This window comes from Burkholderia crassaminum (assembly GCF_964265005.1).
Classification (GTDB): Bacteria; Pseudomonadota; Gammaproteobacteria; order Burkholderiales; family Burkholderiaceae; genus Burkholderia.
Window position 1 is genome coordinate 481,712 of sequence record NZ_OZ183800.1, and the last position, 23,396, is coordinate 505,107.

Genomic DNA, 23,396 nt, shown 5'->3' on the forward strand with positions numbered 1-23,396 from the left:
GATCAATCCTTCCCGAATCCGCCGAGCACGAACGCCATCGCGCGGTCGACCGCGTCGTCCCATTGGCCGACGTGCGCGGCGCGCACGATCCGGACCCCCGGATACAGGGCGGTGCGCGAGCCGGTTTCCCAGCGCGCGTCGGCTTTCGGGCTGAGCAGCAGCACGGCCGGCACGCCGAGCGCGCCGGCGAGGTGGACGTGCGCGGTGCAGGTGGTCACCACGGCGTCCAGCGCGAGCATCAGCGCCGCCAGGTCGCTGAAATTGCCGATCGTGTGATGCGGGAATGTCACCGGCAGGTCCGATTGCTCGGACTGCGCGGACAGGTCGCGGTTGATGCAGTACGCGGCGTGGCCGTGCATCCGCGTCAGCGGCGCGAAGTCGCGCAGGCTGGCCGCGCGATGGAAGCGCGCGTCGCTTTCGTCGCGTCCGCGCCAGTTGAGCCCGATGCGACGGATGCCGGCGCCGTGGCCGTCGCGTGACACGCGCTCGCGCCACGCGGCCGCGTGCTCGGGCGGGCAAGACAGGTACGCGGCCGCCGATCCTGCGGGCGCCGGCGCGTAGCCGAACAATGCGGCGAGCACCAGGAACGAACACCAGTAGTCGTGGGCGATCTGCGACGCGTCGACCCACGCGCCGTGCGCGCCGATGAATTCGATGTGCGGGAACGAATGACGCATCAGGCCCGTCAGCGCGTCCGGAACGACGACGGTCACGCTCGCGCAGCCGAGCGTGTCGAGGGCATGCAGGTAGCGCGCGTACTGGAGCTGGTCGCCGACACCGCCGTAGCTGAGCACCAGCAGCCGCTTGCCCTGCAGCGGCTGGCCCTGGTAGAGCCGCTCCGTCGGCAGTCCGAACTGCGCGGCCGTCAGGACGTTTTCGCTCGCAATGGTGGCGCGAGCGGCTTCGTCGCGCCGGCCGGCGCGCAGCAGCAGCAACGAACGCGACAGCTCGATGCGTCCGCGCGTTGAGTCGGGTAGCGCGGCCGGATCGCCGAAGTGTTCGAGCGCCGCGAGCCCGGCGTCGGGTGCCCCGGCGAAGCCGTAGCACGACGCGAGTTGCAGCGCGATCGCATCGTCGTCGAGCCCGCGGCCGCGCGCACGTTGCCAGCGGCCGATTGCATGTCCCCACTCGCAGCGCGACTCATGGTCGAGCGCGCGGTTCCAGTTCGTTTCAGGCGCGTCGGTGTCGGCGGTTGCCGCGGGGTTCGTATCGTTTTCGGCCGGCGATGCGACGGCGATCGGCTCGATCGAGATGACCAGCCGCTGCCGGTCCCAGCGCGGGTTCGGCACGCAAAGCAGGTTCAGCCGGTCGATCCGGTAGAACGTATAGTCGAGGCCGGCAAAGGTGGCGATGATCGGCGCCTCGCCGACTTTCCAGTATTCGATCCAGCACCAGGGAAGATGCGTCTCGATCAGACCGCGTGCGCCGCGCAGCGCGTCGATCTCCATGCCTTCGATGTCAAGCTTCAGGAAATCCAGCCGCGGCAGGCCGAGCGAGTCGAGCCTGATGACGGGCGTCGGCGTGCCGCCTTCCGCGTGCGCGTCGACGAGCGAGACCTGGCCGAAGTCGGCGTCCTGTCCGTAGTCGACGTCGGGCACCTTCATCGTGCCGTTGGCGCCGGCCAGCCCCATGTTCAGCAGGTGGACGTTGTCGAGCTGGTTGAGCGCAACGGTGCCGCCGAGCGCATGGAACAGCGTGCGCTGCGGCTCGAACGCGTACACGCGGCCGCCGCGCGCCCGCAACCGGTGGGCGATCGGCACGCATACGAGCCCCGCATTCGCACCGCCGTCCACAGCGATCGCATCGTCCGGCAACTGGTCGATCACCCTCAGGATCGTGTCGAGCTCGGCCTGGATGTGCGGCCGCCCGGTCTTGATCAGTGCCTCGGCCTGATACGCGCAGTGCCGGTTGATGACGAACGGACCGTGAATCGAATCGATCACGACGAAATTGCGGACGGTCTGATTCATGGGTAGTAGCGGGGACGAATGAGGTCAGCCGAGCACTCGATCGGCGAACAGGTGCTGGATTTGCGCGGAATACGCGCGGACGTTGTGTTCGGCGAGCGTGTCGACCTGGTGCAGGCAGCGGCGGGCTGCGGCCGCGTAGTCGTCGAGCCGCGCGTCGTGCGTCTGCGCGGCGGTCGCGATCGCGCGTGCCGCATCGAAGATCTCGAAATCCGGATAGTAGTAGCCGACGTCGCGCAGGAACGGCGAGTTGTGCACGAGCGGGTAGTTGCCGTACAGCGCGTCGTACAGCAGGTAGTTGAGGCCGTTTTCCCAGTGATGGGACACGACGATGTCGGTGTGATGCGCGGCCCACGCGACGAACGGCGCGCGCACGTCGGCGGTGGCCTTGCCGTCGCGCACCATCTCGAGCCCGAGCGCGAGATGCTTGAAGGCGACGTTTTCCTTCTTGTCGAACGTGTTGGTCATGTACACGTGCTCGACGAGCTCCGGATGTTCGACGTAGCACGCGTTTGCGGCGAGCATCGGCACGATCGAGCTCTTCACGACATTCAGGTTCGGCTCGAAGAACGCGATGCGCTTCGCGGGGCCGTGGTTGCGATAGCCGAAGCGCGCCTTCAGTTCAGGATCGGCATCGAGGCTGCGCTCGATGAAATACGGCGACCAGATGTGCGGCAGCTCGATCACCGGCGCGCGGTACACGGCCTGGAAATACGCTGCGCACGTGTGCATGTGCTGCGGGTTGGTCCAGATCTCGTCGAACTGCACACGGTGCGGGTTCGGCCGCCACTGGTTCTTCTCGAAGTTGATCGTCTCGACGGCGATCACGTAGTCGTTGCCGAAGCGGTACGACACGCACTTGCCGCCACGCCGGCGCACGGCTTCCGTGTGGGACGAGTCGATGAACGCGTTCATCTCGATCAGCAGGTCGGTCTGGTGGACGACGGCCGACAGCGGCCGCAGCGCGTCGCCGAACGCGTCCATCATCAGCGCCTGCGGATACTCGGTGACGCCTTCGTCGTGCGCGAGCCAGACCTCGCCGATCAGCGGCGACTGCTTCAGCAGCATGTACAGGTACACGCAGTGCTGGTTCGCGCCGTTGTACCAGATCGACTGCGTCGCGTCGCGCTGCACGTTCATCGTTATCGCGACATTGAGTTTCATGACGGCTCCGTGGTGCGGGCGTTGCGCGGCTTACGGCGTGTAGTTCTGCGACTGGCGCGGCACATAGCCGGTCAGGTGCCAGCGGCCGTCGTCCTCGAGGCGGAAGCTCAGCTTCTCGAACATGGTCGTGCCGCTCGTCAGCGTCGTCGCGTAATCGACGTTCGCGTAGAGCCCGTCGGGCGTCGTCGACGCGTTGGTAAAGCGGATACGCGTGATCTGCGCCCAGCCGCGATGGCGGACCGTGCCGACCGACTGGCGCGCACGCTGCATGTCCGACGCGAACTGGTCCTGCTTGATGCGCGCCTTCACGAACCCGGCGGCATCGGTCCACACCGCACTGTACTGGCCGGCGTCGAGCTGCTTGAACACGGCGTCCGAGTCGCGGAGCAGCGCGTCGGCCGATTCGCCTTCGGCTTGCGCATGCGCGCCGATCGCGATCGAAGCAACGGCGCAGCCGATCAGCCATTTGGCGCGGGTGAGGGTCGTGCGTGCGGTCATGTCGGAGTCCGGAAGAAGGCGGCGCGTCACGCGTCGCGATAGAGGGTGGCGATCGCGTCCGTATAGGCGGTGACGTTCGCGGGGTTGTAGATGCTCACGGAGCTGAGCACGTGCCTCGACTGCTCGCGGTACGCTTCCAGGTTCGCGTCGTGCTCGGCGAACGCCTGCAGCAGCGCGCGGCCGCCGGCCTGGCAGTCGAAGTCCGGATAGAAATACCCGGCCTTGCCGAGGAACGGCGAGTTGTGGATCAGCGGGTAGTCACCGTACAGCAGCTCGTAGTACAGGTAGTTCTGCGCGTTTTCCCACGTGTGCGACACCACCGCATCGCCGTACGCGGCCATGAACTCGTACACCGCGTAGCGGCTCTCGAACGTCGTGATCCCGTGGTTCACGATGTCGAGGCTCTTCGCGAAATGGACGAACGTCGCATGTTCCTTCAGGTGCAGCGTGTTGCACACGCGCACGAACTCGAGGAAATCGGGTTTCGCGCGATATGCTTCCTCGGCCACTAGCATCGGGATGACGCTCGTCTTCACCATGCAGATGTTCGGCTCGAACATCGTCACGCGCCAGCGCGGCTTGCCGGGCTCATAGCCGAACGACAGCCCGGCGCCGAGCGTCGCGCGCGCCTTGTCGAACAGCATCGGGTGCCAGATGTGCGGGACGATCGTCACGGGCGCGCGCAGGCCCGTCTGGTAATAGTGCAGGCACGAGCGCTCGAATTCGGGAATCGTCCACACGGCGTCGTACGGCGCGCCCGAGAACAGGAAACCCGACGGCTTGTCGAACATCGCGCGTTCGATGTCGATCACGTAGTCGTTGCCGACCCGCATCGTGACGACCTTGCCGCCGCGCTCGCGGAACGCGCGCAGGTAATCCGCGCCGAACTGCGCGCTCATTTCGATCAGCACGTCGCAGCGTTCCAGCGCTTCGTCCATCGACAGCAACGGCACGTTCCATTCGCCGAGCATCATCTGCGGATCGGCGACCTGTTCGCCGCCGTTCACCATCACGGCTTCGGCGACGAGCGGCGACTGGCGCAGCAGCAGGATCAGCAGCAGGCAGTTCTGGAAGATGCCGTTTTCCCACAGCGACTGGCCGGCGCCGCGCACGAACAGCGACACGCCGACGACGAGACGCTTGCCCTCGCCGGGCGCTTGACGGGCATTGGAGTCCGACATGCGTATTCTCCGGTTCAGGCGACCAGACGCGAGACGAACGCGTCGAGGTTCGCGGGGTTGTCGATCGAGACCGACTGCAGCAGCCGGCCGGCCTTCGCGCGGTAGTCGTCGAGGCGTTCGTCGTGATGCAGCCACGCGTCGAGCAGCGCACGGCCGCCCGCGGCGGAATCGAAGTCCGGGTAGTAATAGCCGGCGTCGCCGATCAGCGTCGAGTTGTGGATCAGCGGATAGCCGCCGTACAGCACGTCGTAATACAGATAGTTCTGCCCGTTTTCCCAGTGGTGCGACACGACCGCATCCGCGTGGCGCGCCATGAAGCCCGGCAGGTCGAGGCGCGGCTCGAAGGTCGCCTTGTGCTGGCGCACGAGATCGAGGCTGTTCGCGAAGTGCACGAAGGTCGGATGCTCCTTCATGTGCATCGCATTGACGACGAACATGTGCTGCACCGCGTCCGGCCGCGCGCGATAGAACTCGTCGCATGCCAGCATCGGGTAGTGGCAGGACTTGGCGACCGAGATGTTCGGCTCGAGCATCGCCAGGTACCACGGGCGGCGGCCGGGCCGATAGCCGAACGTCGCGCCTTCCGCGGCGAGCGCGGCGATGCGCCGCTCGAGGAAGTACGGCGACCAGATGTGCGGCATCAGGTGGACGGGCGCGCGCAGGATGGTCTGCAGCATCGGCGCCGCGGTCTTGTCGTATTGCGGCAGCAGCCAAACTTCGTCGAACGGCGCGCCGTTGAAGACGTGCCCCGACGGCTTGCCGAAGATCGGGGTTTCGCACAGGCCCGCGTACACGTGCCCGCAGAAGAACGCGGCGATTTTCTTGCCGAGTGCCTTCATGTGTCGGAGCCACTCCACCGGCAACTGCGCGCCCATTTCGATCACGACGTCGAGTTCGTGCGTGACGTCGGAGGGCTTCACGAGCGGGATGTCGAGGCCGTCGAGTTCGAGGCCGGCCGGCAGCGCGTTGGCGTCGCCGCCGTTCAGGAAGTAGACAGGGCCGACGCGATCCGAGCGCTTGAGCATCATCGCGAGGAACGCGATGTTCTGGTGTATCCCGTTTTCCCAGATCGCCTGGCCGTCCCGCGCAAACAGCGAGATGCCGACGGCCGGCCGTTGCTTGCGGGTGCCGCCCGAGGCGGCTTCATTGATGTCCGTCACCGGTTGGTTTCCTCTGCGGCGGCGTGCGTCCGGGCATCGCGTCGAGCGTCTGGCCTGGAAGCGGCGCGCCGTGGATTGTCATGGTTGCAGTTGCGCCGGTGCGCCGCAGCGGGCGAATCGGGCGACCTGGTTCGCGAAGGCGGCAGCCGGTTCCCGGCGTGTCATCGGGCACGCCTGGCACGGCGCGCGATTCGGGCAGGTTGCCCCGGCGACTGTCTGCGGCGATTGTGGCACGGAAACCGCCGGTTTTGGCGGGGTGTGACGAACTTTGACATAGCTGCCGGTCAATGGGAGCCAGGTGCCGGCGAAGCGGCGCCCGGGTTGTCCGGCAGAGGTCGGATGCGGGTCCGGCGCGGCGCTGGAGGCCGGCCGGATCGGGGCGCCGCGCGCGGCGGCGGCCCGCTCAGTGCTGCAGGCGGATTTCGACGCGGCGGTTGCTGGCTCGGCCTTCAGGCGTCGCGTTGGACGCGACCGGATCGGCCTTGCCGCGGCCCGAGACCGTCAACGAGTCGGTCTTCAGGCCGTGTGCCTTCAGGTACGCCGCGACCGATTCGGCGCGGCGCTTCGACAGCGCGAGGTTGTAGTCGTCGCTGCCCACCGAATCCGTAAAGCCGGTGACGCTCACCTGCGAGTACGTGTGGTCTGCACGCTCGCTCAGCAAACGGTCGAGCGATTCGCGCGCGGTCGGGGCAAGCGTCGCGTGGTCGGTGGCAAACAGCGCGTCGCCCGACAGGTTGACCTGTTCGACGACGGCGGCCGCCGGCGTGGCGGCCGAGGCCGCTTCGGCCGGTGCCGCGCCGCACTGGAACACGAGCGTCGCGGGATCGGATTTGTCGCGCAGCGCGCGGGCCGAGTCGACGGCGCGCACCGGCTCTTCGCCGCAGATCTTGCGGGCAGCCTTCATGCACGTTTGCGGGCCGGACAACAGGCCATGGCAGTCCACCTGGAAGGTGCGCACGCCGTCGCGCGGCTGCAGTTCGGAAGCGCTGTAGGTCGGGCCGGATGCGGTCGAGCACGCGGCGAGGGCCGTTGCGGAAAGTGCGAGCGCAAGAGCGAGTTTGTTCACGGTTACATCCTCAATGCTTGGGTTGACTGAAACCCGCCACGGGTTGCGCGGCGGGCTCGTCCGGCCGTCGGGGCCGCCGCGGGCCGTCCGGCTGGCGAGCCGGGCGGCCTGGCGGCGCGACGTGTTACTTCCACTGGTACAGCATGCCGGCGCCGATCACCTTCTGACCGCCGCTGAAGCCGCCGTTGATCGACGCCTTCAGGTTCTCCGTGATGCGGGCCTGCATGTTGACCGCCATCGCCTTCTGGCCGAGGAAGGTCGACGTGCCCACACCCATCCCGAAGTTGGCGTCGCGATCGAGCTGCGGGATCGACGCCATCGCGCCGACGGCCGCGATACCCTGCTTCGCCATCTGGTCGGTCTGCTGCAGTTGCGAACCCAGCGAGTTGATCTGCGCCTGCTGGCCCGACAGTGCCGTCGACAGCGTCGTCTGCACCTGCGTCAGCTGGTTCACGTTCACCGCGTCGGTGCCTTGCGTACCCGGCGCGACGTTCACGATCTGGCGCTGCTGCGTGTCGCTGCCAACCGACACCACGTTCGAACGACCGCCGTCATTCGAATTCGCGCCGATCGCCACCGAGTTCGAGCCGGCGGTGACCTTCGGTGCGTCGGAGCCCGTGCCGTTCATGTCGGCGGCGACGCCGTTGTTGTTGGCGGCGCGCGTCGTGTTGTTGTTGATCGTCGTCGACAGCGAGTTCAACGTGTTGTTGATGTTGGTCACGCCGGTCGACAGCGAGGCCACGTTGCTGTTCGTCGTGCTCAGGCCGGTGGACAGCGAACCGATGCCCGTCGAGGTCGACGTCGACAGCGAGTTGACGTTGCTGTTCGTCGTGCTCAGGCCCGTGGACAGCGAGTTGACCGCGGTCGAGGTCGACGTGGACAGCGACGACACCGAGCTGTTCGTCGCGCTCAGGCCCGTCGACAGCGAGTTGATGCCGGTCGACAGCGATGCGACGTTCGAGGCGGTGGACGTCGACAGCGCGTTGACCGCGTTGTTCGTCGCGTTGAGCTGGCTGCCGTTGATCGCGTCCGTGCTCGTGGCCGAGATCTGGCCGGCGGCGACGTTCGTGATCTGGCGTTCCTGGCCCGGTGCGCCGACGCTCACCACGCCGACCGGCGAGCTGCCCGCGAAGAAGTACGTGACACCGCCGATCGTGGCGCTCGACGTGCCGACTGCGTTGCCCGTGACCGAGTTCGCGCCGAGTGCGATCGAGTTGGCGACGTTCGCGGTGGCGTTCGAACCCAGTGCGAGCGCGTTGGCCGCGCTGGCCGTGGCGCTCGAGCCGTAGGCCTGTGCACCGACGGCGCTGGCCGTCGACTGGTTGCCCAGCGCGATCGTGTTGTCCGCGGTGGCCTGGTTCGAGCTGCCGAGGGCAAGTGCGCTCGCGCCGGTTGCGGTGTTCGCGTTGCCGAGCGCCACTGCGCCGTTGCCGGTCGCCGTGTCGTTCGCGCCCATCGCCACCGCGCCGGTGCCCGTCGCGATGCTCGGGTCGCCGATCGCGACTGCGCCGTCGCCGGTTGCCGTGTTGCCGGAGCCGATCGACACGGCCTTGCCGCCCGTGGCCGATGCGTTCTGGCCGATCGCGACCGCACCTGCCGACTGCGCGTTCGAACCGTCGCCGACTGCCACGCTGCTCGTACCCGCCGCGCTGGCGTTGACGCCGGCCGCGAGGGCGTTGGTGCCGGTGGCGCCGTCGTTGGCGTAGTTGCTTTGCTGCACGCCGTTGTCGTTGACGCTGTAGTAGTGCGTCTTCGCAGCGTTGATCGCGGTCGAGGTCGAAGTCGACAGCGACGTCACCGAGCTGTTCGTCGTGCTCAGGCCGGTGGACAGCGAGCCGATGCCGGTCGAGGTCGACGTGGACAGCGACAGGATCGTGCTGTTCGTGCTGCTCAGGCCGGTGGACAGCGAGCTGATACCGGTCGAGGTCGAGGTGGACAACGAGGTGATCGAGCTGTTCGCCGACGAGAGGCCGGTCGACGTGGAGGTCGACAGCGAGGTGATCGAGCTGTTGGCCGAGGACAGGCCGGTCGACGTGGAGGTCGACAGCGACGTCACCGAGCTGTTGGTCGAGCTCAGGCCGGTCGACAGCGAGTTGATGCCGGTCGAGGTCGACGTGGACAGAGACGTGATCGAGCTGTTCGCCGACGACAGGCCCGTCGAGGTCGAGGTCGACAGCGACGACACCGAGCTGTTGGTCGAGCTCAGGCCGGTGGACAGCGAGCTGATGCCGGTCGAGGTCGACGTGGACAGCGACGTGATCGAGCTGTTGGCCGAGGACAGGCCGGTCGACGTGGAAGTCGACAGCGACGTGATCGAGCTGTTGGCCGAGGACAGGCCGGTCGACGTGGAGGTCGACAGCGAGGTGATCGAGCTGTCGGCCGACGACAGGCCGGTCGACGTGGAAGTCGACAGCGAATCGATCGAGCTGTTAGCCGAGGACAGGCCGGTCGACGTGGAGGTCGACAGCGATGTGATCGAGCTGTTGGCCGACGAGAGGCCGGTCGAGGTCGATGTCGACAGCGAGGTGATCGAGCTGTTGGCCGACGACAGGCCGGTCGACGTGGAGGTCGACAGCGACGTGATGGAGCTGTTCGCGGACGACAGGCCGGTCGAGGTGGAAGTCGACAGCGAGGTGATCGAGCTATTCGCCGACGACAGGCCGGTCGACGTGGAAGTCGACAGCGACGTGATGGAGCTGTTTGCGGACGACAGGCCGGTCGAGGTCGACGTGGACAGCGAGGTGATCGAGCTATTCGCGGACGACAGGCCAGTCGACGTCGAGGTGGACAGCGAAGTGATCGAGCTATTCGCCGACGACAGGCCGGTCGACGTGGAAGTCGACAGCGACGTGATCGAGCTGTTGGCCGACGACAGGCCCGTCGAGGTCGAAGTCGACAGCGAGTCGATCGAGCTATTGGCCGACGACAGACCGGTCGACGTGGAAGTCGACAGCGACGTGATGGAGCTGTTCGCGGACGACAGGCCCGTCGAGGTCGAAGTCGACAGCGAGTCGATCGAGCTATTGGCCGACGACAGACCGGTCGACGTCGAAGTCGACAGCGATGTGATCGAGCTGTTGGCCGACGACAGGCCGGTCGACGTGGAGGTCGACAGCGATGTGATCGAGCTGTTGGCCGACGACAGACCGGTCGACGTGGAAGTCGACAGCGACGTGATGGAGCTGTTGGCCGACGACAGACCCGTCGAGGTGGAAGTCGACAGCGAAGTGATCGAGCTGTTGGCCGACGACAGACCGGTCGACGTGGAAGTCGACAGCGAAGTGATCGAGCTGTTAGCCGACGAGAGGCCCGTCGAGGTCGAAGTCGACAGCGAATCGATCGAGCTATTCGCCGACGACAGGCCCGTCGAGGTCGAGGTGGACAGCGACGTGATTGAACTGTTCGCGGACGAGAGGCCGGTCGAGGTCGAGGTCGACAGCGACGTGACGGAGCTGTTCGTGGATGACAGGCCAGTCGAGGTCGAAGTCGACAGCGAGTCGATCGAGCTATTCGCCGACGAGAGGCCGGTCGAGGTCGAGGTCGACAGCGACGTGATCGAGCTGTTCGCGGACGAGAGGCCAGTCGAGGTCGAGGTCGAGAGCGAGGTGATCGAGCTATTCGCCGACGACAGGCCAGTCGAGGTCGAGGTCGACAACGAATCGATCGAGCTATTCGCCGACGACAGGCCGGTCGAGGTCGAGGTGGACAGCGACGTGATCGAGCTGTTGGCCGACGACAGGCCGGTCGAGGTCGAGGTCGACAACGAAGTGATCGAGCTGTTGGCCGACGACAGACCGGTCGAGGTCGACGTGGACAACGACGTGATCGAGCTATTCGCCGACGAGAGGCCGGTCGACGTCGAGGTGGACAGCGAAGTGATCGAGCTGTTAGCCGACGACAGGCCGGTCGAGGTCGAGGTCGACAACGAAGTGATCGAGCTGTTAGCCGACGACAGGCCCGTCGAGGTCGACGTGGACAGCGAGTCGATCGAGCTATTGGCCGACGACAGACCCGTCGACGTCGAGGTGGACAGCGAAGTGATCGAGCTGTTAGCCGACGACAGGCCGGTCGAGGTCGAGGTCGACAACGAAGTGATCGAGCTGTTAGCCGACGACAGGCCCGTCGAGGTCGACGTGGACAGCGAGTCGATCGAGCTATTGGCCGACGACAGACCCGTCGACGTCGACGTGGACAGCGACGTGATCGAGCTGTTAGCCGACGAGAGGCCGGTCGACGTCGAGGTGGACAGCGACGTGATCGAGCTGTTGGCCGACGAGAGGCCGGTCGACGTCGAGGTGGACAGCGAAGTGATCGAGCTGTTGGCCGACGACAGGCCGGTCGAGGTCGAGGTCGACAACGAAGTGATCGAGCTGTTCGCCGACGACAGGCCCGTCGAGGTCGACGTGGACAGCGAATCGATCGAGCTGTTAGCCGACGACAGGCCAGTCGAGGTGGAAGTCGACAGCGACGTGATGGAGCTGTTAGCCGACGAGAGGCCGGTCGACGTCGAGGTCGAGAGCGACGTGATGGAGCTATTCGCCGACGAGAGGCCGGTCGACGTGGAGGTCGAGAGCGACGTGATCGAGCTGTTCGCGGACGAGAGGCCGGTCGAGGTCGACGTCGAGAGCGACGTGATCGAGCTGTTGGCCGACGAGAGGCCGGTCGAGGTCGACGTCGAGAGCGACGTGATCGAGCTGTTCGCGGACGACAGGCCAGTCGAGGTCGAGGTCGACAGCGAATCGATCGAGCTGTTCGCCGACGAGAGGCCAGTCGAGGTCGAGGTCGACAACGAAGTGATCGAGCTATTCGCGGACGACAGACCGGTCGACGTGGAGGTCGACAGCGACGTGATGGAGCTGTTCGCGGACGACAGACCGGTCGAGGTCGACGTGGACAGTGAATCGATCGAGCTGTTAGCCGACGAGAGGCCGGTCGAGGTCGAGGTCGAGAGCGACGTGATCGAGCTGTTGGCCGACGACAGGCCAGTCGACGTCGAGGTGGACAGCGACGTGATCGAGCTGTTGGCCGACGACAGGCCGGTCGACGTGGAGGTCGACAGCGACGTGATGGAGCTGTTCGCGGACGACAGGCCGGTCGAGGTGGAAGTCGACAGCGAGGTGATCGAGCTGTTGGCCGACGAGAGGCCGGTTGAGGTCGACGTGGACAGCGACGTGATCGAGCTATTCGCCGACGAGAGGCCGGTCGAGGTCGAGGTCGAAAGCGACGTGATCGAGCTATTCGCCGACGAGAGGCCGGTCGACGTGGAAGTCGAAAGCGACGTGATCGAGCTGTTAGCCGACGAGAGGCCCGTCGACGTCGAGGTGGACAGCGACGTGATCGAGCTATTTGCCGACGACAGACCGGTCGACGTGGAGGTCGACAGCGACGTGATGGAGCTGTTAGCCGACGACAGGCCAGTCGACGTCGAGGTGGACAGCGAATCGATCGAGCTGTTAGCCGACGAGAGGCCCGTCGAGGTCGACGTCGACAACGACGTGATCGAGCTATTCGCCGACGACAGCCCCGTCGACGTCGAAGTCGACAGCGACGAAATGGCGCTGGTTGCGGTGCCAACCTGTTGGGCGACCGAATAGAGCTGGCTGCCGTTGATCGCGTCGGTACTGGTCGACGTCACCTGGCCGGCCGCGACGTTGGTGATTTGTCGTTCGTTGCCGGCGCTGCCGACGCTGACGGTGCCAACCGGCGAGGTGCCTGCGAATCCGCCGAACGTGACGCCGTCGACGGTCGCGCTGCTCGTGCCAACGGCCGGGGCCGTCTGCGAGCCGGCGCCGAGCGCGACGGAATTGTTCGTGCTGGCGACGGCGCTGCTGCCGATTGCGACGGCGTCGGTGCCGGTCGCGGTGCTGTCGGGGCCAGTCGAGTACGCGTGGAAGTACTTGATGCCCTGGCTGTTGATGTTGTTGATCGCCGAGCCGACGCTGTTCGCGGTCGACGTCGTGCCGTTCGCGTTGTAAGTCGTGTATGCGGGTGCGGAGACCGTCCCGGTCGTCGGGTCGTACGTGGAGCCGCCGCCGAGTGCCGATGCCGTGCTCGTGCCGAGGTTGTCCGTCTTGACCGTGACCGTGCTCAGGCCGGTGGACAACGAACCGATCGAGCTCGTGGCCGACGAGAGACCCGTCGACGTCGAGGTCGACAGCGACAGGACCGAGCTGTTGGCCGAGCTGATGCCGGTGGACAGCGAGTTGATACCGGTCGAGGTCGAGGTGGACAGCGAACCGATCGAGCTATTGGCCGACGACAAACCCGTCGACGTGGAAGTCGAGAGCGAAGTGACCGAGCTATTGGCCGAGCTGATGCCGGTGGACAGCGAGTTGATACCAGTCGAAGTCGACGTGGACAGCGAACCGATCGAGCTATTGGCCGACGAGAGACCCGTCGACGTGGAAGTCGAGAGCGAAGTGACCGAGCTGTTGGCCGAGCTGATGCCGGTGGACAGCGAGTTGATGCCGGTCGAGGTCGACGTGGACAGCGAACCGATCGAGCTGTTAGCCGACGACAGGCCCGTCGACGTGGAGGTCGACAGCGAAGTGACCGAACTGTTGGCTGAGCTGATGCCAGTGGACAGCGAGTTGATGCCGGTCGAAGTCGACGTGGACAGCGAACCGATCGAGCTATTCGCCGACGACAGGCCCGTCGACGTGGAGGTCGACAGCGAAGTGACCGAACTGTTGGCTGAGCTGATGCCAGTGGACAGCGAGTTGATGCCGGTCGAAGTCGACGTGGACAGCGAACCGATCGAGCTATTCGCCGACGACAGGCCCGTCGACGTGGAAGTCGACAGCGAAGTGACCGAACTGTTGGCGGAGCTGATGCCGGTGGACAGCGAGTTAATACCGGTCGAAGTCGACGTCGACAGCGAACCGATCGAGCTGTTAGCCGACGACAGGCCCGTCGACGTGGAAGTCGAGAGCGAAGTAACCGAGCTGTTGGCCGAGCTGATGCCGGTAGACAGCGAGGTGATACCAGTCGAGGTCGACGTGGACAGCGAACCGATCGAGCTGTTAGCCGACGACAGGCCCGTCGACGTGGAAGTCGAGAGCGAAGTAACCGAGCTGTTGGCCGAGCTGATGCCGGTAGACAGCGAGGTGATACCGGTCGAAGTCGACGTCGACAGCGAACCGATCGAGCTGTTAGCCGACGACAGACCCGTCGACGTAGACGTCGAGAGCGAAGTAACCGAGCTGTTGGCCGAGCTGATGCCGGTGGACAGCGAGGTGATACCGGTCGAAGTCGACGTCGACAGCGAACCGATCGAGCTGTTGGCGGACGACAGCCCCGTCGACGTGGAAGTCGACAGCGAAGTAACCGAGCTGTTGGCCGAGCTGATGCCGGTAGACAGCGAGGTGATACCGGTCGAAGTCGAAGTGGACAGCGAACCGATCGAGCTGTTGGCCGACGACAAACCCGTCGACGTGGAAGTCGAGAGCGAAGTGATGGAGCTGTTCGCGGACGACAGGCCGGTCGAGGTCGACGTGGACAACGACTTGATCGAGCTGTTGGCGGACGACAAGCCCGTCGACGTGGAAGTCGACAGCGAGCCGACCGAGCTGTTGGCCGAGCTGATACCGGTGGACAGCGAGGTGATACCAGTCGAGGTCGACGTGGACAGCGAACCGATCGAGCTATTGGCGGACGACAAGCCCGTCGACGTGGAAGTCGACAGCGAGCCGACCGAGCTGTTGGCCGAGCTGATACCAGTGGACAGCGAGGTGATACCAGTCGAGGTCGACGTGGACAGCGAACCGATCGAGCTATTGGCGGACGACAGACCCGTCGACGTGGAGGTCGACAGCGAACCGATCGAGCTATTCGCCGACGAAAGCCCCGTTGACGTCGACGTCGACAGGCTCGTGATGTTCGACGTCGTCGTGCTCGCCACGGCGTAGAGCTGGCTGCCGTTGATCGCGTCGGTGCTGGTTGCGCTGACGAGGCCTGCCGCGACGTTCTGGATGCGGCGTTCCGCATTCGGTTGGCCGACGCTGACGATGCCGCCCGTAGGCGTCCCGGCCTGATAAGTGCCGAACGACTGACCACCGATCGTGGTGCTGTTGACGGCGGTGCTGCCGCCGGACGTCGTCGTCAGCGCACTGTTCGTCACGGAGCTGCTGCCGAGTGCGACCGAATTCGCGACGTTCGCGGTCGAGCCGACGCCGATGGCGATGGCGTTGGTGGTCGATGCAGTGGCGCTTTGCGCGAATGCAACGGAGCCCGAACCCGACGCGGTCGCGTTCGAGCCGAAGGCAGTCGCATAGGAGTTCGACGCCACGGCGGCCGAGCCGACAGCCACGGCGCCGGAGCTGCCGCTGGCCGTCGAGCCGTTACCGAGTGCAAGGGCGTCCGTGCCGGTCGCTACCGTGGTGGCCGAGAAGCTGCCGACCGTACCCATCGCGATCGAACCCAGGCCCGACGACGTGGCCGAATTGCCGATCGCGACCGAGCCGTTCGTGCCGGTGGCCGATGCCCCGCGGCCGACTGCGACGGACGTATTGTTCGCGGTGGCGTTGGTGCCGAAAGCGATGGAATCGGTGCCGGTCGCCGTCGCGTTCGAGCCAATTGCGTTCGCGCCACTGGCGGACGCATTCGAGAACCGGCCGAGCGCGATCGAGTTGGTGCCAGACGCCACGGCGCCGCCCGTGCCCGAGCTGTTGCCGCCGCCGATTGCGATTGCGCTTTGGCCCGATGCCGTGGTGTCGTTGCCGACTGCGGTTGCGCCCGTGTTCAGCGCCTTCGCGCCGGAGCCGATACCGATCGCGCTGGCGCCGGTCGCCGTCGTGGCCTGGCCGAAAGCCTGGGAATAATTGCCCGCAGCCGTCGCGTTCGCGCCGATCGCGATCGACGTCGACCCGCTGGCCGTCGTCGTGCTGCTGTTGTTACCGCCGATTGCGATCGACTGTGCGCCAAGCGCAGTCACGCCACCGCCGCCATTGCCCGCGGCATATTGTGCGTGCGCGACGCCCGCCCCCGCCACGAGCACAGCGGCCGCGACGGCCTTCACGACAGCCGACTTGTTCGGCTTGCCCCGTGCCGAATCGTGTTCGGACGCAGCGACCCAGGCGCCGAGGGCTTCGTTCCAGATCGAGCGGTATGTGCGGTTCATGTCCTGCTACCTCCAAATGTGCACGCCACACACCGGTCTCTTTCGTTAGAGGAATACTCCGTGCGCTCGCGCGAATCTCAAAATTGATGGGCGGAGTTTATTGGAGGAGGTTTTTTTAGATTGATAAAAAGTGATAAATAGCGGGTTTGGAAAGTTAAAGGATGGTTAATACATCGCGTTTTGATGTATCAACGAAGAATGAATTTGAAAGATGTAAGAATGTTTAAAGTAGGGTTCGAATTTCCCGCCAGATCATCTATTTTTCTTATAAAAATCAATGTGTTGCGTTTGTTTTGTGCGGTAGGTTACACATTGGGGTGACTCAAACGTAAGACAAATGAAATAGCAAACGTTTGCGGCCGACGTGTTTCTTTCGTAATTGTAATGTGTGTGGATGTGCTGATGGATAATATGATTGCTGTCTTGTTAATTTGTTAATTCAGGATTTGAGTGTCGATTTTCTGTTGATTTATTGGGTTAATGGTAAATCGATTTAATTTGAAATGCCGAACATCGGGCTGTGCTGATTTGCGCATCTCGGTCGCTGCGATGGCCCGCGTGACGGGCGTTCCGGGCGGGTTGGCGCGTCGAAGTTGTAAAAAAGTGCTACAGGGCATTGGACGGGGCCGTCATCATTCATCTTTCGAATTTGTCCTATTGACTATTTCGATGAAGTTGACGTTTTGGTGAGATTCGAAGAGGGGGCGAACCCGTCCGGGAGGCGTTCCCCGCTTCAGTTTGCGTGTGCCGGCGACAGGTTGTTAAAGGCGCTGGCCGGCGTCGGCTGCGACGTTCCCGAATCGTCAAATCCTGGGTGTGACAATTTGTCCGCGCGCCCCGAAGCGCCGCGAAAAAAGGGCGGGAGTAAATGTGTCGGGTGCGCCACATCCGGCAGGCGGATGCCTGTCGGTGAGGTTCCGCACCGCATGCGATGTCGCGACTTCTAGTGGGCCGCGGGCCAAGGGATGCGGCCCGCCATGCGAGTGCGGCGAACGCGCTCCGAGGTTCGAACGGGACTCGGGACTCGGGTCACGGAACAGAACGGATGCGTCGATCGCTGCGTATCGCGCTGTTGCGCGCCCGGATGCGGACGATGCAATAGCCAGCGGCTGGCCTCCGGTCGGAATTCAGCCGCCCCGACGCTTTGATCGCCGAGTGGCGTTGCCCGGTTACTCGACCGGGCCATCCGGCCGCCGGGCCATTGCCCGGAGCACTCGCCTTACTTCTTGAGAAACCGCAGCGCGAGCCGCGCCATGCGTGGCACGAACATCGGACGCAACAGGCGCTTGTCGTAGCCGGCCATCCGCCGATCGTTCTCGGCGAGGCACAGTGCGATCAGCTCGCGCGGGTTCAACGCTTCGCCGATGTCGGCGGTGTTCGTCGCCGGGAAGTTCGCGTCGTGCGCGACGCCGTCGGTGTCGATGCCGCGCGCGATGCTGATGCGGTCCCGGATCAAATGGACCCATACGGCCGCGACCCGCGCGAAGAACCAGGGCCGCCGCCACCACGGCAGGCTGCGCCAGTACCACGCATACCAGTTCACGAAGAACAGGATGTGGCGTCCTTCTTCCTGGATCACGGGCTCGAAGGTGTCGACGAGTTCGGGCGGGAAATAGCCGGAGCGCTGCGCGGAGCGGAACAGGCCGAATGCGAAGAAGCTGTCGATGCATTCGCTGAAGCCGGTCATCATCCACGACCACTCGGGGTCCTTCGGTGCCGGGTAGGGCGGCTCGGGGGCGAGCCGGATACCGTATGCCTCGACGAGCTTCGACAGCACGACCTTGTGGCGCGCTTCCTCGCCGCCGTCCATCTCGAGCGCGCGGCGCAGCAGCGGATCGTCGATTGACTCCGCGTAGGTTGCCACGCGGATCGATGCGCGACCCTCGGTCTGCACCGCGATGTCCCAGATCGGCAGCGACGTGAGCCGCTTGAGTTCGTCGGGCTTGAGCGCCGGCCAGTCGATCACCGCCGGCTTGTACGGGTTGTGTGTGTCGAGCAGCATGCGGCAGAACATCTGCATGTGCGCATCGGAACCGATCCGGACCGGACCTTGCCTCTCGAAGGTCCAGTTGCGCATTGCGTGATCTGCGGCTGCATGCGCTTCCTGCAGCGTGTCACTCATGGCTATTGTTGTGCGATTACGGACCGAAAGATTTTTGCATAGCTTCCGTAAACGCGTATTTTCGAGCGGCCATGTGCACGCCGGCCAGGCGTGCGTCACGCGTGCGTGTCGACCCAGAGGCGGCCCCAGCGGGACGCGTAGGCAAGCGCGTGCTCTTCCTCGAAGAAGAAATCGATCGCGTCGAACGAAACCGAGCGCGGCGACGGGCCGCTGCTCGCCTTCGCGATCGTCAGGTTGGCGGCGAACAGCCCGTTCGGCAACCGGGCGGCAGCGGGGGCGACTTCGTAGCCCTTGTAGCGGATCGTACGGTTCATGGCGTGCGCGGAGAAAGTTCGGAGATTCAGCGTACGAAAACCCGCCTGCCGCGTGAACCAATCTTTCGGCCAATGCAAATCACGCGGCGGGCCGAATCGTTATCGGCGCGGGGCGCGACGCGCAGGGAAAGGGCAACCGGGGAGAGGTGTCGGCGTGTACGGCGCGTGGCCGCTCGTCCGAACGAGCACCGCCCGCGCCGGAGAACCAGGTCGGCCGGGCGCGGGCGGTGGAAGGCGGGGAAGTTACTGGTTGGCGATCTTCAGCACGGGCGCGAGCGCATCGACCGATGCCGCATGCGCGGCCGCGCGATGCGATGCGAACGCGAGCGCGAACTCGGCCGCTTGCGCGCCGACCGTCTCGAGCTGGGCCACAACCTTCGGATCCGAGCAGCTGTCGGCGCTGTCGAAGCGCGTTTCGAGCGTGTTCACGGTCGCGCCGAACGGCGTCGGCCAGCCGCGCAGCGCGTGCACGATCGAACGCAGCGACGTCAGCACGGTGCCGGCTGCCTGCCAGCCATACGCGGTGACGATCAGGCCGACCGCGCGTCCGTCGAGATAGGGGCGATCGTCCGCACGCAGTTCCTCGAGCGTGTCCAGTGCGTTCTTGACGAGGCCGGAGACGCCGCCGTGATAGCCGGGCGTCGCGATGATGATCGCGTCGGCCTGGCGCACGGCGTCGATCAGTTCGCGCTGCGCGTCGGTCAGCGTTTTGTGTTCGGGGGCGTAGTGCGGCAGCGTATGCAGGAACGGGCCGTCGAACAGGCGCGTGCGTGCGCCGGCCGCCTGCGCGCCGCGCAAGGCGAACGACAGCGCGCGTTCGGTCGACGACGCTGCCCGGGTGGTACCGCCAATGCCGACGACGAACGGGCGGCGGTGTTGATCGAATGCAGTCAAGGGGCGCTCCTTGGGGATGGCTTGCCCGGCTAAGCACAGGCTTAAAACCAGATGGTAACGACCCCGTCGCCACTCTGAAAACGACTTTTCGTTCTATCGATATGCCGGGCGGCGGGGGCAATCGTGTGCGCGCCCGCGCGGATCGATAGCAGAAATGCTTGGTTGGGAGGGCCGGCCGTGGTCGATAAGATGGGCCCGTCTCCTCCATGATGTCTCTACTGACATGGGTTGGCCCCGCCGCGCGGATGCAGGCGGGGCTTTTTTTTGTCCCGGTCAGGAAAAGGGGGCGTGATGCCGGCGGACGTTGCCCGTTATTCGAACACCGGCCGGAAGAAGCTGCGCTCGTAGCTGACGATGCAGCGCGTTTCCTCGGCGTAGCGGAACGCGGCCTGGCAGGCCGGATCGTCCTTCGAGCGTTCGCGGTAGCGCTCGTATTCGGCGAGGCTCGGGAACGAGAACATCGCGAGCGCAATGTTGCTTGCCCCTTCGGACGGCAGGAAGTAGCCGTGATGCGTGCCGCCGAACTGTTCGACGAGCGGAATCCACATCTTGCCGTAGGTTTCGAACTGGTCGAGCTTGTACGGATCGATGACGTAGCGAAGGAAGCAGGTAATCACTGTGGCGCACCATTCGGGAAGCGGAACGCACGAGTCTGGAGCGGACGCCGCAGTGTGTCAACGACGGTGCCCCCAACACCGCGCCGTCACGCGGGCGGTGCACCGTACATGCGCCGCAGCGCGAGATTGGTTTGCAGCACGTTGACGATCGGTTCGCCCGCGAGTCCCGCGAACGGTGCGTGCGCGTCGCGCTGAAGCAGCGCGGCGATTTCCGCGCGGATCGATACCGCCGGCCGTTTCGTATCGCTCGCCCACGCGCCGGCCACACGATCGAGCTGGAACAGCGCGTTCGCGAGCGTGATGTCCGGGTCGAGCCCCGAGCCCGACGTCGTCACGAAATCGCCGGGCACGTTCTGCAGCGCGACGTCGGGGTGATCTTGCCGCCACGTGTCGAAGAAGATCGTCTGGATGTCCGTGCCGGTGTTGACGGGCTCGATCGCCGTGCTCTTCTTGCCGTCGGCGGCGGTGTGCGTGACGGCCGACGGGAACATCCCTGGATGATCCGCCGAGAACGACTCGAAGAATGGCACCGCGAGGTCAGGCGCTTTCGGCTGCGGCGTCGAAGGGTTTGCCGCGATCCATTGCTTCACCGCGTCAGGATGCTGTTTCGCCCATGCATCGACGGTCGCACCGTGCGTCGCGTCGGCGCTAACCCAGGCTTGCGCGAGCGCATTGTGCGCGTCGGCCCATTGCGCGACGATGTGCGGTTTGCCGCCCGCCAGGTCGGCCTGAAACCACTTTTCCACGTCAGGCGCGACGAGCTGGCCGGCCTTCGGGCCGCCTGCGTAGCGGGCGACCGGCGCGATCGCGCGCGCGACGCGGTCGCGCAGTGCGTAGTTGGCCGCGGCGAGCGTGGACGAGCCGGAGGCCGACGCGTCGTACGACACGGCCGACGGGCGGCTCTGGAAGTATTCGTCGCGCGTGAATGGCTGCGCGATCAGCAACGAGCCGACCGGCTTGCCGTCCGGGCCCGCGACGATGCTGCCGTTTGCCTGGAACGGGAACGCGGTTTGTCCGATCGTCCACAGGATGGCCGGATAAACGCCGCATACCAGCACGACGATGAAGCCGAGCAGCCAGAGACTCTTCGACAGATGGCGCAACATGATGCTCTCCTTGCGTGCGCGCTCAAGACACGAGGCCGAGCGCAGTCATCGCGACGTCGATCAGCTTGATGCCCGCGAACGGGACGATCACGCCGCCGAGTCCCCAGACCAGCAGGTTCCGGCGCAGCAGCGCGTCGGCACCGAGCGGGCGGTAGCGCACGCCTTTCAGCGCGACGGGGATCAGCAGCGGGATGATCAGCGCGTTGAAGATCACCGCCGACAGGATCGCCGACGTCGGCGAATGCAGGTGCATCACGTCCATCGCGCCGAGCCACGGCAACGTGCCGGCGAACAAGGCGGGCACGATCGCGAAATACTTCGCGACGTCGTTCGCGATCGAGAACGTCGTCAGCGCGCCGCGCGTCATCAGCAACTGCTTGCCGATCTCGATCACCTCGATCAGCTTGGTCGGATCGCTGTCGAGATCGACCATGTTGCCGGCTTCCTTCGCCGCCTGCGTGCCCGAGTTCATCGCGAGTCCGACGTCGGCCTGCGCGAGCGCGGGCGCATCGTTGGTGCCGTCGCCCATCATCGCGACGAGCTTGCCTTCGGCCTGCTCTTCGCGCAGGTACTGGAGCTTGCGCTCCGGCGTCGCTTCGGCAATGAACGTGTCGACACCGGCGAGCCGCGCGATGGTCGCCGCGGTCAGTGCGTTGTCACCCGTCACCATCACCGTGCGCAGGCCCATGCTGCGCAGGTGGCCGATCCGCTCGCGGATGCCGGGTTTCAGGATGTCCTCGAGAATCACGACGCCGGTGATCTCGTTGCCGTTCGCGACGACGAGCGGCGTCGCGCCTTGCTTGCCCGCATGCTCGAGGATCGGCGCGAGGCCGTACGGGATGTCGCCGCCGCGTTCGCGGACCCATGCGATGACCGCATCGGGCGCGCCCTTGCGGATCGTGCGGCCGTCAGGCAGGTCGATGCCGCTCATGCGCGACTGCGCGCTGAACGGGATCACGACCGCGCCGTCGGGTACCGGATGCCCGCCTGCGTACGGCGCGAGCGGCGACACGACCGACACGATGCTCTTGCCCTCGGGCGTCAGGTCGCCGAACGACGCGAGCGACGCGAGCCGCTTCAGTTCGTTCTCGTCCGCGCTGCCGACCGGCATGAAGCCGGTCGCGCGGCGATTGCCGATCGTGATCGTGCCGGTCTTGTCGAGCACGACGGTGTCGATGTCGCCTGCAACTTCCACCGCCTTGCCGCTCTTCGCGATGATGTTCGCGCGCAGCGCGCGGTCCATCCCGGCGATGCCGATCGCCGCGAGCAGCGCGCCGATCGTCGTCGGAATCAGGCAGACGAGCAGCGCGACGAGTGTCGGCACGTCGGTGCCGAGGCTGTGCAGCGGCTCGGACAGCCCGAGGTAGCTCGTCATGTAGCGCTCGGCGTTCAGCGCCATCGGCCACAGCGGCACGACGACGATCAGGAAGATCAGCGTGAACGCGGACAGCACGAGCGTCAGCGCGATCTCGTTCGGCGTGCGCTGGCGCACCGCACCCTCGACGAGCGCGATCATCCGGTCGAGGAACGATTCGCCGGGGCCGGCCGAGATGCGCACCGTGATCTCGTCGGACAGCACCGTCGTGCCGCCCGTCACGCCCGAGCGGTCGCCGCCCGCGTCGCGGATCACCGGCGCGGATTCGCCGGTGATCGCCGATTCGTCGACCGATGCCGTGCCCTCGACGATCTCGCCGTCGCCCGGGATCACTTCGCCGGCGCGCACCCGCACGAGGTCGCCGCGGCGCAGTGCGCCCGACGACACGGTTTCGTACGACCGGTCGTCGCGCAGCCTGTAGGCCTGCGTGTCGTGCCGCGCACGACGCAACGAATCGGCCTGCGCCTTGCCACGCTCTTCCGCGATCGCGGTCGCGAAGTTCGCGAACACGACGGTCAGCGCGAGCCAGCAGAACAGCGCGATGAAGTAGGTGAGCGGCGCCTGGCTGTGTGCGGCGCCGAGCGCCATCTGCACGATGAACACGAGCGTCAGCACCGCGCCGATCTCGACGACGAACATCACCGGGTTTTTCCACTGGATATCCGGCCGCAGCGTGATCAGCGACTGCCTGAGCGCCAGCCGAACCAGCTCCGGCGCGAACAGCCGGTCGCGCGGCTTGCGCGGCGGCTTCGGCGCGACCGGCGGTGCGTGCAGGGTATCGGGCGTCAGGGGCGTGGTTTTCATGATGACTCCG

At 65.6% G+C, this 23,396-nt stretch carries 13 protein-coding genes; all 13 read right to left on the reverse strand.

What is annotated here, in order from left to right:
- Positions 1 to 2: 2 nt before the first annotated feature.
- Positions 3 to 1,970, reverse strand: coding sequence for an FkbM family methyltransferase (locus ACPTTF_RS19300; protein ID WP_423367793.1), 1,968 nt, complete (start codon positions 1,968 to 1,970; stop codon positions 3 to 5).
- Between the two features lie 24 nt (positions 1,971 to 1,994).
- Entirely contained in the window at positions 1,995 to 3,131 is a 1,137-nt protein-coding gene (locus tag ACPTTF_RS19305) for a DUF2827 family protein (RefSeq protein ID WP_166965887.1), read from the reverse strand.
- Positions 3,132 to 3,161: 30 nt separating this feature from the next.
- Entirely contained in the window at positions 3,162 to 3,629 is a 468-nt protein-coding gene (locus tag ACPTTF_RS19310; protein WP_423367794.1) for a DUF4019 domain-containing protein, read from the reverse strand.
- 26 nt (positions 3,630 to 3,655) lie between these two features.
- Positions 3,656 to 4,810 carry a DUF2827 domain-containing protein gene (locus ACPTTF_RS19315; protein ID WP_423367795.1) on the reverse strand — a complete coding sequence of 385 codons (1,155 nt, stop codon included), beginning with the start codon at positions 4,808 to 4,810 and terminating at the stop codon, positions 3,656 to 3,658.
- Between the two features lie 14 nt (positions 4,811 to 4,824).
- Positions 4,825 to 5,970, reverse strand: coding sequence for a DUF2827 family protein (locus tag ACPTTF_RS19320; RefSeq protein WP_166965881.1), 1,146 nt, complete (start codon positions 5,968 to 5,970; stop codon positions 4,825 to 4,827).
- Between the two features lie 403 nt (positions 5,971 to 6,373).
- Entirely contained in the window at positions 6,374 to 7,036 is a 663-nt protein-coding gene (locus tag ACPTTF_RS19325; RefSeq protein ID WP_423367796.1) for an OmpA family protein, read from the reverse strand.
- A 124-nt stretch (positions 7,037 to 7,160) separates the two neighbouring features.
- Complete coding sequence (locus ACPTTF_RS19330) at positions 7,161 to 16,154, reverse strand: YadA-like family protein (protein WP_423391198.1); 8,994 nt, start codon at positions 16,152 to 16,154, stop codon at positions 7,161 to 7,163.
- A 1,219-nt stretch (positions 16,155 to 17,373) separates the two neighbouring features.
- Complete coding sequence (locus ACPTTF_RS19335; protein ID WP_423367799.1) at positions 17,374 to 18,276, reverse strand: ferritin-like domain-containing protein; 903 nt, start codon at positions 18,274 to 18,276, stop codon at positions 17,374 to 17,376.
- A 95-nt stretch (positions 18,277 to 18,371) separates the two neighbouring features.
- On the reverse strand, positions 18,372 to 18,590 hold the full coding sequence (locus ACPTTF_RS19340) for a hypothetical protein (protein ID WP_021157097.1): 219 nt from the start codon (positions 18,588 to 18,590) through the stop codon (positions 18,372 to 18,374).
- Positions 18,591 to 18,833: 243 nt separating this feature from the next.
- Positions 18,834 to 19,484 carry an NADPH-dependent FMN reductase gene (locus ACPTTF_RS19345; protein WP_166965463.1) on the reverse strand — a complete coding sequence of 217 codons (651 nt, stop codon included), beginning with the start codon at positions 19,482 to 19,484 and terminating at the stop codon, positions 18,834 to 18,836.
- A 311-nt stretch (positions 19,485 to 19,795) separates the two neighbouring features.
- Positions 19,796 to 20,101 (reverse strand): NIPSNAP family protein, encoded by a 306-nt coding sequence (locus ACPTTF_RS19350; RefSeq protein ID WP_423367800.1) that lies wholly within the window; start codon positions 20,099 to 20,101, stop codon positions 19,796 to 19,798.
- Between the two features lie 86 nt (positions 20,102 to 20,187).
- Positions 20,188 to 21,207, reverse strand: a complete 1,020-nt coding sequence (locus ACPTTF_RS19355; protein WP_423367801.1) for a potassium-transporting ATPase subunit C — start codon at positions 21,205 to 21,207, stop codon at positions 20,188 to 20,190.
- Between the two features lie 22 nt (positions 21,208 to 21,229).
- Positions 21,230 to 23,386 carry a potassium-transporting ATPase subunit KdpB gene (gene kdpB, locus ACPTTF_RS19360; RefSeq protein ID WP_423367802.1) on the reverse strand — a complete coding sequence of 719 codons (2,157 nt, stop codon included), beginning with the start codon at positions 23,384 to 23,386 and terminating at the stop codon, positions 21,230 to 21,232.
- Positions 23,387 to 23,396 lie beyond the last annotated feature (10 nt).